Source organism: Robertmurraya sp. DFI.2.37 (genome assembly GCF_029211245.1).
GTDB classification, from domain to species: Bacteria; Bacillota; Bacilli; order Bacillales; family Cytobacillaceae; genus Robertmurraya; species Robertmurraya methanolica_A.
On sequence record NZ_JARGEJ010000027.1, the window covers coordinates 25,468 to 39,637 of the forward strand.

Consider the following 14,170-nt stretch of genomic DNA (forward strand, 5'->3'; position numbering starts at 1 on the left):
GTTTTGGCAATTTAATTTTTGTTTAGGTATGGACTAGGCCTTGTTTTCGCTTTATTGACTACGTGATCCTGCAATCAAAGAATCAAAAATTGCTATTGTTGGTTATAAGCGAAATAAGTTGCATGGTGATCCAGCTGTTTCTTATGATATGGTCGTTCATGGTATAACGTTTTTCCTGTTAAAAAAGATTTAGCAGCTCTAGATGCTAAAAAGGTATTCTTGTCTTATAATAGGCAAAAGGAACGATAGTTTATTATAATTGAAGGCTTTCGTGATATAGTAGAATCCTTTTATAATTAGTATAGTCAATTTCTAAATGGCGTCCTTAGGCGCTCGTCTATATTCAAAAGATTGGCTGATTATGTAATGTATGTACATAACCATATTGGATTAGTACCAAATTTTAAAATAAATTGTTCTTAGCTTCATATAAAATGACCTTTTTATAAAGGAGGGATAAAATGATACGAATTGCAGTAGTCGAAGACGAAATGAATTATCAAGAACAGTTGCTCGAGTTTCTTCGCAGGTTTGAGCAAGACAGGGGCGAAAAAATTGAAATTGAAACCTATACTGACGGCGATGAATTTGTTGAAAACTATCAGGCGCAATTTGACATCATTTTAATGGATATACAAATGCCATTTATGGATGGCATGTCCGCAGCAGAGGAAATTCGAAATAAGGATTCGGAAGTAGTCATTATTTTTATTACGAATTTGGCGCAGTATGCGATCAAAGGCTATGCGGTTGATGCGCTAGATTATGTTTTGAAACCGATTTCGTATTTCCAATTTTCTCAGCGATTACATCGGGCGGCAGAACGAATGAAGAAAAGGGAAACGCAGCATCTTACAATAAAGGTAAAAGGGGGCATACAACGGTTTAAAATTTCCGATATTTATTATGTTGAAAGCCAGGGGCATAACCTTATTTTTTCTTCCAAGGCAGGAGATTTTATTACTTCAGGAACGTTAAAGGAATTAGAAAAACAGTTATCTAGCTTTCATTTCTTTCGTGGGAATAAAGGCTATTTGATTAATTTGGAGCATGTAGAAGGAATGAACGATAATTGTGCCATTGTGAAGGGGAAGGAACTTCTTATAAGTCGAAATAGAAAAAAGGCATTTATGGAAGCATTGTCCCATTATTGGGGTGAGGTGATCAAGTGATTGATGTCATTCCCGATATTCCACGGTTTTATACAGCGTTGGCTGAATGGATTGCTTGCATGATTTATATTTCTGTTTTAAAGAAGAGGCTGAGCGGATGGAAGTTTTATTCTTTTGCAGCTGGAATTCTCATTCTTCAGTCTGTTTTTTTAATCGTTACAAAAGATTTGCCGATTGTCTTTTGGATTCCGTGTATGATTGTCGCGATCGGAATCATGTATTTATTCATTTATATGTGTTGCGACATCAATCCATTAGAAGTAGGTTATTTTAGCGTAAGAGCATTTGTGGCAGCAGAATTTGTTGCCTCATTAGAGTGGCAAGTGCATTTCTTTTTTGTAGGTGGAGAAGGAAATCGTTTGATTTTAGATTTAACTCTTTTGGTTGTTATTTTTGCACTTTTATTCTTGTTTATCTGGTTTTTAGAAAAACGTCATATACCGGACGAAGGAAAGCTAAATATTAGACAGGGGGAACTATGGTCAACAGTTTTAATCGGAGTTGCTGTTTTTGGAATTAGTAATTTAAGCTTTGTATCGTCTCGTACCCCGTTTAGTGGACAGTATGCTCAGGAGATATTTAATATTCGTACATTAGTAGACTTGGGGGGTTTTTCCATATTATATGCCTACCATATTCAATTAAACGACTTAAGGATTAAGCATGAGTTAAAAGCAGTAAACGATATCCTTCAAAATCAATACGTACAATACCAGCAATCGAGAGAAAGTATTGAAATGATTAATTATAAGTATCATGATTTAAAAAATCAGATTATTGCATTAAGAGCTGAGGAAGATCCGGAGAAACGAAATGCATTTTTGACGCAAATGGAAAATGAAATTAAGGCGTATGAAGCTCAAAATAAAACAGGAAACCAAGTGTTGGATACTGTGCTCACCAGTAAAAATATGCACTGTATCAAGAATGGGATTACATTAACTTGTGTTGCAGATGGTTCATTGTTGAATGGGATGGACGTCATCGATATTTGTACGATATTTGGGAACGCCCTTGATAATGCGATTGAGTATGTGCAAAAAATTGCTGATCGGGAAAAGAGATTAATCCATGTTTCGCTTTTTTCTCAAAAGGGGTTCATTATGATCCGCTTTGAAAATTACTTTGAAGGAGAACTTAATCTTGAAGGTGGATTGCCGACAACGACGAAGCTAGATACATTTAACCATGGTTACGGCTTAAAAAGTATTCGCTATTCCGTGCAAAAATACAACGGTGTTGTCAATGTAGCGAAGAAAGATCAATGGTTTGAATTAAAAATATTAATGCCTCAATTGACATAAAGGAATAAATGATTTGTCTAAAAAATAATTTGGCTTGGATGGGTTAAGATGCCTATTCAGGCTTTCTTATTTTTTATGCTTACAGTTCATGCAAAAAATCTAACAGTTTGTGCAGGCTCTGTAACATCTCTGAAAAAATGTGTTAACATTTCGAAGTGAAGCAATAGGAAGAGATAGTTTAAGGGAATTTGATAAGCAAGCGTTTTCTATTGAATTCCTATATGACTATGTCAATATTTCTGCCATTTTGTTATTGATGTAAGCGTAGTCATTGTTGGTGATGAAAGAAAAAGCAATATTAAAGGGGAGCATTTATATGGAAAAAACCGAAAAAGTAAAGATGAGTAAGAAAAAAAGAAACATACTCATCGCTTTAAGTGCACTTGTTGTTTTACTCGGTGGGATTCTGTTATATGGGTTTGTAATTACCTCATCAGGTTATTGGCTATTAGCTAAATTTAAGCCTGATACAGAAGAGCAAAAATTGTCTTATTCAACGGCAATTGAATCCATTGAAAAAATTACGGATGAGGGATTTGTGTTAATGCAAAATAACGATAATCTCCTTCCAATTAAAACCTCTGAAAAGGAAAAAGCAAAAATTAATGTATTCGGCACAAGATCTGTCGTAACTTTATTTAATTCAGGTGGATCAACAGCAACAGACGTTACAAGTGCTGTTAAGCTTGAAGATGCTCTTCAAAGTAGTGATGGAAACTTTGAATTAAATCAAGACTTGTTATATCTTCACTACAATTTTTACAAAAAAGGAAAAGTTTCAATCGAAGAAACTTCTGCACCAAAGAATAAGAGCGACTCAGAGATTTTAGGAGAAGCAACGAATCTTATTCTGCCAGAGATCCCTAAAAGTGCATACGAAGATACTTCTTTATACAATGATGGAAAATCCTTAATAGATCATGCAAAGGAATTCTCTGACACTGCTATGATTGTAGTAGGTCGTGGTGGAGGAGAAATGGTTGAACTAGGTCCGAAAGAACTTCAACTTACAGCGGAAGAAAAAGATATGGTTGATGTTGTCGGGTCCAATTTTGAGAATGTAATTTTAGTGATTAATTCAGCGAATGTTATGGAACTTGACTTTTTAAAGGATTATCCTGCAATTAAGAGTGTTATTTGGATCGGATATCCTGGAGAAACAGGGACAAAATCTTTGGCTAGAATTTTAAATGGTAAGGTAAATCCTTCAGGTCATTTAGTTGATACATGGATTGCTGATGTCATGAGTATGCCTGCGGCCAACAATTATATGGAAATAGATGATGATGGAAAATGGTCGGATAGTTTAAATCATTATACAAATGCTCCTGAGGAATTTGGGTATTTTAATCAGCTTCACGAAGGAATTTATGTAGGATATAAATATTATGAAACGCGTCATGCTACCGATGAGAGTTATAACTATGATGCTGATGTTGTATTTCCGTTCGGTCACGGCTTAAGCTATACAACATTTGAAAAAGAAATCATCGAAATGAATGTAGATGATGATGTGATTACTTTACGTGTTGCGGTCAAGAACACAGGAGATATAGCAGGTAAAGATGCGATTCAAATTTATTATAACCCGCCTTATACAGGTGCTATTGAAAAATCAACAGTAAATCTTGTTGAATTCAAAAAAACAAATGAAATTGAACCAGGAGCAACAGAAATATATTCACTCGAGTTTAATGTAGAGGATATGGCATCTTACGATTATAAGGAGAATAAAGCGTATGTCCTTGAAGCGGGTGATTATGAGATCATGCTGATGGATGATGCTCATACAAAACTTGATTCAGAAATATACGCTCTTGATAAGGCAATTGTTTATAATGACGAGAACGATGGTAAGAGGCTTTCAGATCAACAGGTAGCTACGAATCATTTTGATGATGCTTATCATATTGACGATTATTTAACAAGAGAATGGAATCAAGAAAGTCGTGCATTTACTGGACCACAAGAGTCTGACTTTACTGCAACACAAGAAATACTTGATGCTATGTCGTTCGAATTACCGACTGATAAAGAATTAGGGCTTACGTCAGAGGATATGCCAAAATATGGACAGAATTTGGATAAAACAATTATGCTTTCCGATATGGTAGATGTTGAGTATGATGATCCGAAGTGGGATGAATTTCTTTCACAATTAACGCTAGAGGAAATGACTAACCTTAGTGGAACCGGAGCTTATCAATTGCTTGAACTTGAAAGACTAGGGGTTCCCAAAACACTACAACCTGATGGTTCAATGGCAATCGCTTCCAATATTTACTCTGGGCCGATAATGGGAGTTGAAGGAGTAGGGGTTACGTATCCTTCACCAGGAATAACGGCTGCTACATGGAATCAGGATGCTGGTCATTTAATGGGAACGAGTGTTGGTACTGAAGCACAAGCATTTGGTTATAGTGGTTGGTACTCGCCTGCAATGAATATTCATAGAACACCATTTAATGGTAGAAATTTTGAATACTATAGTGAGGATGGAGTTCTTTCCGGTAAGATTGCCGCACAAGTGGTAAAAGGCGCTACTGACAAGGGTGTCATCACTTATATTAAGCATTTTGCACTTAATGAACGTGAGAAAGGGGTTCGTAATCAACTTTTTACATGGTCTAATGAACAAGCGATTAGAGAAATTTATTTAAAACCATTTGAACTTGCTGTTAAAGAAGGTGGAAGTCTTGGGGTCATGTCATCCTTTAACTATATTGGATTAACATGGGCTGGTGGACATGAAGGGCTTCTTACTGAAGTGTTAAGAAATGAATGGGGCTTTAAAGGTCTTGTCATTACTGATGCGAATATGTATGGGCACATGAATGTATTGCAAATGCTTCAAGCAGGTGGAGATGTAACCTTAGACGCGATGGCAGTATGGCAAGGAGGAGCGGGCCAAAATAAGGATATGTTAGAGGCCGCTCAAAATCCAGAAACTGAGATTAATATGACTAAAAACTTATATAGAGCGAGTAAAAATGTACTTTATGCAGTTTCTAGAACTTGGAAAATGGATCATGAATAAATTATAGACAGCAGTGATTTCAAAAAAGATGAAATAAATGTTTTAAGCTGTGATAGCACGTATAACTTTTATTAATTTATTTCGGCGGTACTTCCTAAAATGGGAGTACCGCCGAAGATATAAATGAGGTATGAAAATGAAATACAAAGACCTAGTAAATAAAATGACTTTAGAAGAAAAAGCATCTTTAATGTCGGGTAAAGATTTCTGGCAAACGATGGACATAGAGCGTCTCGGCATTAACAGCATTTTTTTAGCCGATGGACCTCATGGAATTCGCAAACAGGCTGCTGCTGCAGATCATTTGGGATTAAATGAAAGTATTCCAGCAACTTGTTATCCGACTGCTGCAACAATAGCAAATAGTTGGAATGTTGAACTAGGAGAAACAATAGGAGATTATTTAGGAAAAGAAGCACTTGCCCAAAAAGTGAATGTCCTTCTTGGTCCAGGGATCAATATGAAGAGAAATCCACTTGCTGGGAGAAACTTCGAATATTTTAGTGAAGATCCATATCTAGCAGGTAAGCTGGCTGCAAGCATGATTAGAGGAATCCAATCCCACGGAATATCAGCTTGTGTGAAACATTTTGCCGTAAACAATCAGGAAGAAAGACGGATGTCAATTGATACGATTGTTGACGAACGGACACTGCGGGAAATTTACTTAACAGCATTTGAAATCGCCATAAAAGAAGGCAAAACAAAAACAGTTATGTCTGCTTACAATATGCTAAATGGCGCCTATACCAATGAAAATATCCACTTAATGCGCGAAATTCTCCGTGATGAATGGGGATTTGATGGAGTTGTTGTGACGGATTGGGGTGGCAGCAATGATCGTGTAGCAGGACTGATTGCCGGTAATGAGCTGGAGATGCCAACGACAGCAGGTGAAACAAACGAAGAAATAATCGCTGCCATTAAGAGTGGCAATCTAAAAGAAGAAGTCTTAGATGAATGTGTAGATCGATTATTAGAGTTAATTTTTACAACCGAAGAGGTCTACAAACAACCACAGAGAGAATTCGATGTTGAGGAACATCATAAGCTCGCCCAAAAAGCTGCTGAAGAGTCGATCGTACTGCTAAAAAATGACGACCATATTTTACCGCTGCAAAAGGATAAAAAGGTTGCCATTATTGGCGATTTTGCCCATAATCCACGCTATCAAGGGGCAGGGTCATCAATCGTTAATCCAACGCGACTTGATAATACATTGGATTGCGTTAACGATTCGGGGATTACAAGCATTGGTTATGAACCAGGATTTGATCGTTACGGGAAAAATAGTTGGAAGAAGATAAATAAAGCATGTGCACTTGCGAAAGAGGCAGATGTTGTTCTTTTATATATGGGTCTTGATGAAGTAACCGAAGCGGAAGGCTTAGATAGACAAAACATGAAGATACCGCAGAATCAAGTTGATTTATTATCGGCTTTGCATGAAGTGAATGAAAATATAATTGTCGTTCTTTCATGTGGAGCAGCAGTAGAAATGCCGTGGATTGATAAGGTGAAAGGGTTGGTTCATGGATACTTAGCTGGACAGGCTGGAACGAAGGCAATTCTTCGAGTTCTTACCGGTGTTGTAAATCCTTCGGGGAAATTAGCAGAAACGTATCCACTTCGTTATGAGGATACCCCTTCTTATCACAACTTTCCGGGGAAAGAAGTTAGTGTAGAATATCGAGAAAGTCTTTATATCGGCTATCGTTATTATGATACGGCAAATGTGGATGTTCTTTTCCCGTTTGGATTTGGACTCAGTTATACAAGCTTTGAGTATACAAATATCCATGTCACAACCGAAGGAGTTACGTTTAACATAACGAATTCTGGGGAGATGGCTGGGATGGAAGTAGCTCAGCTATACGTAGGATGTAAGTCGACAGATATTTTTAGACCGAAAAAAGAGTTAAAAGGCTTTGCGAAAGTATTTTTGAATGCCGGTGAAACGAAAACGGTCTTGATCCCGTTTGATGACAAAACATTCCGTTATTTCAATATAAAGACAAATAAATGGGAAATTGAAGAAGCTGAGTATGAGATTATGATTGGTGCATCAAGCGAAGATATTCGCTTAGTAGATTCTCATTTTGTTGCAGGTACAGGTGCACCACTTCCGTATGAGAAAATGAAGCTACCTAGCTACTACTCTGGTAAAGCGAATAATGTGAGCGTGGAGGAATTTGAGGAGCTGCTAGGCTATAAAGCCCCAGCCTCGAAATGGGATCGCACCCGTCCGCTTGGATACAATGATACGATTGCCCAGTGCCAGTACGCAAAGGGTACTTTTGCAAGATTTGCCTTTCATGCCATTACTTTTGCCCATAAGTTTTTATGGAAAATTGGGAAACGAAGTACAGCTAATTTAATTATGATGTCAGTCTATCATATGCCGTTTAGAGGTGTAGCGAGAATGACTGGAGGAATCATCAATATGCCGATGTTAGATGGTATTTTAATGATTGTTAATGGTCAGTTTTTTAAAGGCTTGAGACATGTGTTAAGAGAAAGAAAAAAGATGAAAAAAAAGATAAAGATAGAACAGCCCCTAGCAAGAGTGGAGAAGGAGATGTAGAATAGAATGAGCAACCTGGATAACAAAAATAATAAAGTTCTTGCTAGGACAGTAGGATTTTGGAACAATTATAAAGAAAAACATCCTAATATTGCCCAGTTCCTTGTATTCTTTATGTTAAGCAATGGGATAACCGTGTTACAGTTAGTATTAATGCCTGTTTTTAAGAGTATTTTCGCGAAGACAGCCTTAGTCACTACAAATTTTCAAGTATTGCAGTTTGGTCACAATTTTGACGGCAGTCCATATTACGTTTTTGACTATGCCGCTGGAGCCCTTGCTGCCGGTGGCGGCGGCGGTCTTGCTTATTTCCTTGCGGTGCAGATTACGATCGCTATTGCCCAAGTCATTAACTTTTTTGCCCAAAGAAGTATTACATTTAAATCAAACAGTAATATTTGGAAAGCTGCTTTTTGGTACTTAGTTGCCTATATTGTCATAACAATAGGGGCAGCGGCAGCACAAGGCTTTTACAAAGCTCCAATTTACAACCTATTGATGAATACTTGGGGCTGGGGAGCAGTCGGGGAAACAACGGCAGATGTTATAACGATGATTATCAATAGTGCTATTTCATTCTGGGTGTTCTTTCCGATTTTTAAAATTATTTTCAAGCAAGAGCCTGAAAACGAGGTCAAGTAAAGGAAGTGCGAGTAATGAAATTATTATCAGTGGTAATTCCTTGCTATAATTCAGAAGCCTATATGAGATATTGCATAGAATCTCTTTTGCCTGGTGGTGAAAGTGTTGAACTGCTGATAGTGAATGATGGCTCATCTGATAATACCGCTTTAATTGCAGATGAGTATGCTAAAAAATATCCTTCAATCATCAGGGCGATTCATCAGGAGAACGGTGGACATGGGGAAGCTGTAAATGCAGGTATTCGTCATGCAACTGGCTTATATTTGAAGGTGGTTGACAGCGATGATTGGGTTGATACGAGAGCTTATCTGAAAATATTGCATCAGCTGCAAGAATTTACAGCAGAAAATCAAACGATCGACATGCTGATTAGCAATTTCGTTTATGAAAAAGAAGGCGCAAAGTACAAGAAAGTGATGAAATATGAAAATGTGCTGCCAATTGGAGAAGTTTTCACTTGGGACGATATAGTGCCATTTCGCAAAGGACAGTATCTTTTAATGCACTCGCTCATATATCGAACACAATTGTTAAGAGACTGCGGGTTAGAGTTACCGAAGCATACTTTTTATGTTGACAATTTATTTGTCTATGTTCCTCTTAACTATGTTAAGACGATGTACTATATGAATGTGGAGTTTTATAGATACTATATTGGCAGAGAAGACCAGTCAGTTCAAGAAAAGATCATGATTAAAAGAATTGACCAACAGATTAAAGTGAATAAGTTGATGATCGATACGATTCCATTAAGCACAATTAAAAATCCAAATTTGCGCCAGTATTTATTCCATCATCTTGAAATTGTTACAGTTGTATCGGCAATCCTTTTGATCCGCTCTGGGACAGCCGAAAATATCCAGAAGAAAAAAGATTTATGGAACTATATTAAGGAAAAAGACTCAGAGTTGTATCATGATATTCGTTATGGTATGATGGGGCACTTAATGAATTTACCAGGTAGGTTTGGACGCAGTATTTCAGTAGGAGCCTATAAAATATCACAGAAATTGGTTGGATTCAATTAATGTTCATATAAAAATAGCTTTCTATGAAAGAATCTCATAGAGAGCTATTTTTGCTTAATTATTGGTTGGAGGAATATTAGTATGAGTTTTGATTATTTAGTTGTCGGTTCTGGTTTGTTTGGCAGTACGTTCGCTTATGAGGCAGCCAAAAAAGGAAAAAAAGTAAAAGTAATTGAAAAAAGAGCGCATATTGGTGGGAATATTTATACGGAAAATATCGCAGGGATCAACGTGCATAAATATGGGGCACATATTTTTCATACGAATGATAAAGCAATATGGGACTATGTCAATCAGTTTGCCGAGTTTAACCGATATACGAATAGTCCTATTGCAAATTTCCGCGGGGAGATTTATAACTTGCCCTTTAATATGAACACCTTTCATAAATTATGGGGCGTTACGACTCCTGAAGAGGCAAAGGCAAAAATTGAGGAACAAAGAAAAGAAGCCAATATCGAGAACCCTACCAATTTAGAGGAACAGGCTATTTCCTTAGTGGGGATTGATATTTATGAAAAGCTGATTAAGGGTTATACAGAAAAACAGTGGGGGAGAAAAGCAGCCAAGCTACCTGCGTTTATTATTAAACGTCTTCCTGTGCGATTTACTTATGATAATAATTACTTTAACGATCGCTACCAAGGGATTCCGATCGGAGGCTATACACAAATTATTGAGAAAATGCTCTCCAGCGAGAAAATCGAGGTGGAAGTGAATAAGGATTTCTTTGCGAATAAAGCGGAATATTTAAAAGATCATTCGAAAATTGTTTATACGGGCATGATTGACCAATTTTTTGATTATCAGTTTGGCCAATTAGAATATCGCAGTCTACAATTTGAAACATCCGTTTTAGATCAGGAAAACTATCAAGGGAATGCGGTCGTGAATTATACGGACGCCAAAACCCCGTATACACGAATTATTGAGCATAAGCATTTTGAATTTGGCAATCAGCCGAAAACCGTCATCACGAGAGAATATCCGAAAACATGGGAGATGGGCGATGAGCCTTATTATCCAATGAACGATACCCGAAACAATGAGATATTTAGGCAGTATGCCAAACTTGCCGACGAACAACCACAAGTCATTTTTGGTGGCCGATTAGGGATGTATAAGTACTATGATATGCATCAGGTGATAGCTGCTGCTTTGTCTGTAGTAAAAAAAGAGTTAAATTAACCACGAAAAAGCTGTGTTAACGCCATTTTGCCACAGCTTTTTCAACAGTTAAGGTGGATCCGCTGATATATTTATTTTTTCACCGATATATCACCATAAACGCCGATAAAATCAATTTTCCGCCGATATATCACAAAAATCTCCGATACATACTTATTTGAGTTGTGCAACACTTATGATTAGAGGCATGTCATTCCTAAATTATAGTGGATCATCAAGCTATTTCTCTTTTAGATAGCCGTTTGGATGTGTAGAATGCCACCTCCAAGCATCTTCCATAATTTTCGTGATGGAGGTGCGGACAGGAGTCCAGCCTAACACTTGCTGCGCTTTTTCTGAACTTGCAATTAAAATACTAGGATCGCCAGCTCTGCGTGGTCCTGACAAAGCGGGAATCTCTTTACCTGTGATTTGTCTTGCCGTATCAATCATTTCTTTGACAGAGAAACCTTGGCTACTACCAAGATTAAAAATATCACTTTTTCCACCTTCTCTTAAATATGTCAATGCTAAGAGGTGGGCAGCAATGAGATCTTCTACATGAATGTAATCACGGATGCATGTCCCGTCTGCAGTGTCATAATCCTCCCCAAAGATGGTAATATGTGGTCGCTGCCCAAGTGCTGTTTGGAGCAGGAGCGGGATTAAATGAGTTTCGGGAAAATGATCTTCTCCGATTTCTCCAGATTCTCTAGCGCCAGCTACGTTGAAATAGCGTAAGGAAACATAATTGATTCCATGTGCTTTCTCGACCCAGCTCATGATTCTTTCCATCATCCGTTTTGTTTCTCCATATGTATTCGTCGGGTTCGTCGGCATCGTTTCTGAAATGGGAATAGCCTTGGGTTCACCGTAAGTAGCTGCAGTGGAAGAAAAGACAATTTTCCTTACATCATACTCGTTCATTACTTGAAGCAAAACTTGTGTTCCATAAACATTGTTATCAAAGTATTTAAGTGGAACTTCCATCGATTCTCCGACTAAAGAATGGGCTGCAAAATGGAGAACCGCATCAATCGTTTCTTCTTCGAACACGGATCGTAGGAACTCAAGATGACGAATGTCCCCTTTATAAAATTTTGCTTTTGGATGAACCGCTTCTTCATGCCCTGTCTCGAGATTATCAACAACGACAACCTCTTCACCTTGGTCAATTAATTGATAAACGGCATGAGAGCCTATATAACCAGCCCCACCTAAAACCAACACACTCATATTTCAAATTCCTCCGATTTTATCATCTTGTATTGTTAATAAAAGTTTAATATAGATTGAAGCGAGAGGCAATTTGGGTGAAGCCGAGTTTCATGAGATGAGTGAGCATTGTTTGGAGGAGCAAAGTGGAGCTTACAATAATTTTGCCATATAGTATTCATCTATAAACTGCTGATCGACTTTTAAAGAATGTTTTTTCACGCCTTCAATTTCAAAACCCATTTTCTTATAAAGTGCAATACCGGGCGTATTGTGACACATCACTGTCAGTTCGAGTCTGTGAATCCGGTGCTGAGATGCCCATATCTCTAACTCTTTGAATAATTGCGTCCCTATTCCTTTACCGGTGAAGTTTTTAAGGATTCCGATCACAATATACGCACTATGCTTCATTCTTGTATAATTTTCTCGATTTGCTGTAAGATGACCGACTATCTTTCCATCAATCTCACAAACAAAAATAACGGACAAACCGTCTTTGTGCATATTTTTTATCGCTTCTTCTTGCTGTGCTACTGTAGTGTTTCTTTCCTGTGGCTCCAACATCATAAATTTTGACTCTACATCTAATTGTTTACATAGCTTCAGAAATTGGTCGGCATCGCTTGCTTCAATTTTTCTAATGATCATATCTGTCTCCCCTTATTTTATGGTCAATTATACGAAAAAAGCGCTTTTGAGACAAGGGAGTGTGAAATAAGTGAGACTAAGCGGAGGCAAATACGGAGCTAGGATAGAGAGGAAACCTAATTTTAAGTAAATTTGTAGTTTCGTAATCTTTTCACAGCTTCTGTTCCAACGATACAACCAATTAATGAAAGAATTTCAATTGAAAAAAGCGCTTTAAAAACATAATAAAGGGTTGTTCCTAACATAATATCATACGTAAAGATTGATTTTATTTTAGAACCTTCAATGGTGTAAAAAATAAATTTATGATTAGATGTCTTCACTCGCACTCCGCCTTTTTTGTTATTCCTAATTTTATGCTTTCAAGTGCTTGGCATATAAACAATAATTAAAAATATAGGTGTTTGTCAGAAAAAAGTGAAAAATTTAGGTTTTAAAATACGAATTTGAGTCTGTATTAAACTCTTGGCTCTTACTTATCAATAAATTTTTGATAACCATATAAAAATAAAGCCATTGCCATTGAGAGGTATAAATGGTGATACCGGGAAAACTTCACATAGTTAAGAAATTGTGTTTTTTCAAAAAAAGTTATTAATGGAAATGAAAAAAGCAAATTTTGCAATAAATTTGTCAGTAAATATAACCAAAATTTCCCGTATGTTAATTTGAATGTCCAAATTGTAGCAACAGAAAAACCACACAAAACAAGAGACAAGATATTAATGATTTTATTTGAGATTCCGCCTTTAACTTTAAATAAATTAAAGTGTGCTCCAATAAAATTAATGGTCATTGTGATTAATAGTGACAGAGTAGTTACTGGCAAAAATCGCTTAATTGTTTTTCGAGGAATAAAATATAAGCTCCCTAAAGAAGAAATTAATAAAACTCGAATGAAATTAATTGCCATGGTTGCACTTCCTCCTAAATTGGGATCCAACTAGAGTTCGTTCATTTTTTAATTGTGTACTTCAAGTTAAAAACGAAATTTTGGCATTTAAAAATGTAAATAAAAACGATTTTATATTAGCAGCTGTAATGACAAAAACGATTCAATAGCAAAGTGATTAATAAAGAAATTATATTTTCCTCGTTAAGGATAAAATTCCCTGACGTAAGCACTAATATGTAGGTGATTTGTAACTTTAAATTTTTCATTATGTACATATGCTTTGGTAGCAATACTTGATAACATTAATGATACTTTTAGCGACTATAATGATTCTCGCTGCCAGCGGCGGTAAGCAAGAAGCTAAACAAAATGAATCCAGCAGGAAAATGGATAATAAAACAGGGAGAAACGAAAAGGTAGAAGTAGATAAAAATTTAGGTAACATTACCTGAGTCATTCTTTGGTTATATCC

The 14,170-nt window shown here is 36.7% G+C and carries 12 protein-coding genes; 8 read left to right on the forward strand and 4 right to left on the reverse strand.

All coding sequences use genetic code 11. The features are described from left to right. The first annotated feature begins 461 nt into the window (after window positions 1-461). The 7 genes from PZE06_RS14850 to glf all read left to right on the forward strand — a co-directional run bounded on the left by PZE06_RS14850 (window position 462) and on the right by glf (window position 10,958). Window positions 462-1,172: a LytR/AlgR family response regulator transcription factor gene (locus PZE06_RS14850; RefSeq protein WP_150916767.1), complete on the forward strand. Its 711-nt coding sequence runs from the start codon at window positions 462-464 to the stop codon at window positions 1,170-1,172. After that, on the forward strand, window positions 1,169-2,476 hold the full coding sequence (locus PZE06_RS14855) for a GHKL domain-containing protein (protein WP_225310700.1): 1,308 nt from the start codon (window positions 1,169-1,171) through the stop codon (window positions 2,474-2,476). Before PZE06_RS14850 ends, PZE06_RS14855 begins: the two co-directional genes overlap by 4 nt. A gap of 316 nt (window positions 2,477-2,792) precedes the next feature. Continuing rightward, window positions 2,793-5,513 (forward strand): glycoside hydrolase family 3 N-terminal domain-containing protein, encoded by a 2,721-nt coding sequence (locus PZE06_RS14860; RefSeq protein WP_150916769.1) that lies wholly within the window; start codon window positions 2,793-2,795, stop codon window positions 5,511-5,513. A 136-nt stretch (window positions 5,514-5,649) separates the two neighbouring features. Next, window positions 5,650-8,097, forward strand: a complete 2,448-nt coding sequence (locus PZE06_RS14865; protein ID WP_150916772.1) for a glycoside hydrolase family 3 C-terminal domain-containing protein — start codon at window positions 5,650-5,652, stop codon at window positions 8,095-8,097. Between the two features lie 6 nt (window positions 8,098-8,103). Next, complete coding sequence (locus PZE06_RS14870; protein WP_150916773.1) at window positions 8,104-8,739, forward strand: hypothetical protein; 636 nt, start codon at window positions 8,104-8,106, stop codon at window positions 8,737-8,739. 14 nt (window positions 8,740-8,753) lie between these two features. Beyond that, complete coding sequence (locus PZE06_RS14875; RefSeq protein WP_150916775.1) at window positions 8,754-9,770, forward strand: glycosyltransferase family 2 protein; 1,017 nt, start codon at window positions 8,754-8,756, stop codon at window positions 9,768-9,770. 81 nt (window positions 9,771-9,851) lie between these two features. Next, on the forward strand, window positions 9,852-10,958 hold the full coding sequence (gene glf / locus PZE06_RS14880) for a UDP-galactopyranose mutase (protein ID WP_150916777.1): 1,107 nt from the start codon (window positions 9,852-9,854) through the stop codon (window positions 10,956-10,958). Between the two features lie 219 nt (window positions 10,959-11,177). Here the strand turns inward: glf and galE are convergent, their stop codons facing one another. The 4 genes from galE to PZE06_RS14900 form a co-directional block, all read right to left on the reverse strand. Continuing rightward, the gene (gene galE / locus PZE06_RS14885; RefSeq protein WP_150916779.1) at window positions 11,178-12,173 is read right to left on the reverse strand and encodes a UDP-glucose 4-epimerase GalE; all 996 of its coding nucleotides are present in this window, start codon (window positions 12,171-12,173) and stop codon (window positions 11,178-11,180) included. Window positions 12,174-12,305: 132 nt separating this feature from the next. Further along, window positions 12,306-12,803: a GNAT family N-acetyltransferase gene (locus tag PZE06_RS14890; protein ID WP_150916781.1), complete on the reverse strand. Its 498-nt coding sequence runs from the start codon at window positions 12,801-12,803 to the stop codon at window positions 12,306-12,308. Between the two features lie 122 nt (window positions 12,804-12,925). Then, window positions 12,926-13,126, reverse strand: a complete 201-nt coding sequence (locus tag PZE06_RS14895; RefSeq protein ID WP_150916783.1) for a hypothetical protein — start codon at window positions 13,124-13,126, stop codon at window positions 12,926-12,928. A 149-nt stretch (window positions 13,127-13,275) separates the two neighbouring features. Beyond that, window positions 13,276-13,716, reverse strand: coding sequence for a hypothetical protein (locus tag PZE06_RS14900; protein WP_150916785.1), 441 nt, complete (start codon window positions 13,714-13,716; stop codon window positions 13,276-13,278). Between the two features lie 275 nt (window positions 13,717-13,991). On the opposite strand from PZE06_RS14900, the gene PZE06_RS14905 reads away from it, so the two are divergent. Further along, on the forward strand, window positions 13,992-14,150 hold the full coding sequence (locus PZE06_RS14905) for a hypothetical protein (protein WP_191963238.1): 159 nt from the start codon (window positions 13,992-13,994) through the stop codon (window positions 14,148-14,150). The last annotated feature ends 20 nt before the right edge of the window (window positions 14,151-14,170 follow it).

Excerpts from the sequence above, each read along its gene's own strand:
- PZE06_RS14850 (WP_150916767.1), top strand. The coding sequence starts at position 462 with ATGATACGAATTGCAGTAGTCGAAGACGAAATGAATTATCAAGAACAG.
- PZE06_RS14860 (WP_150916769.1), top strand. The coding sequence starts at position 2,793 with ATGGAAAAAACCGAAAAAGTAAAGATGAGTAAGAAAAAAAGAAACATA.
- PZE06_RS14865 (WP_150916772.1), top strand. The coding sequence starts at position 5,650 with ATGAAATACAAAGACCTAGTAAATAAAATGACTTTAGAAGAAAAAGCA.
- PZE06_RS14870 (WP_150916773.1), top strand. The coding sequence starts at position 8,104 with ATGAGCAACCTGGATAACAAAAATAATAAAGTTCTTGCTAGGACAGTA.
- PZE06_RS14875 (WP_150916775.1), top strand. The coding sequence starts at position 8,754 with ATGAAATTATTATCAGTGGTAATTCCTTGCTATAATTCAGAAGCCTAT.
- glf (WP_150916777.1), top strand. The coding sequence starts at position 9,852 with ATGAGTTTTGATTATTTAGTTGTCGGTTCTGGTTTGTTTGGCAGTACG.
- galE (WP_150916779.1), bottom strand. The coding sequence starts at position 12,173 with ATGAGTGTGTTGGTTTTAGGTGGGGCTGGTTATATAGGCTCTCATGCC.
- PZE06_RS14890 (WP_150916781.1), bottom strand. The coding sequence starts at position 12,803 with ATGATCATTAGAAAAATTGAAGCAAGCGATGCCGACCAATTTCTGAAG.
- PZE06_RS14900 (WP_150916785.1), bottom strand. The coding sequence starts at position 13,716 with ATGGCAATTAATTTCATTCGAGTTTTATTAATTTCTTCTTTAGGGAGC.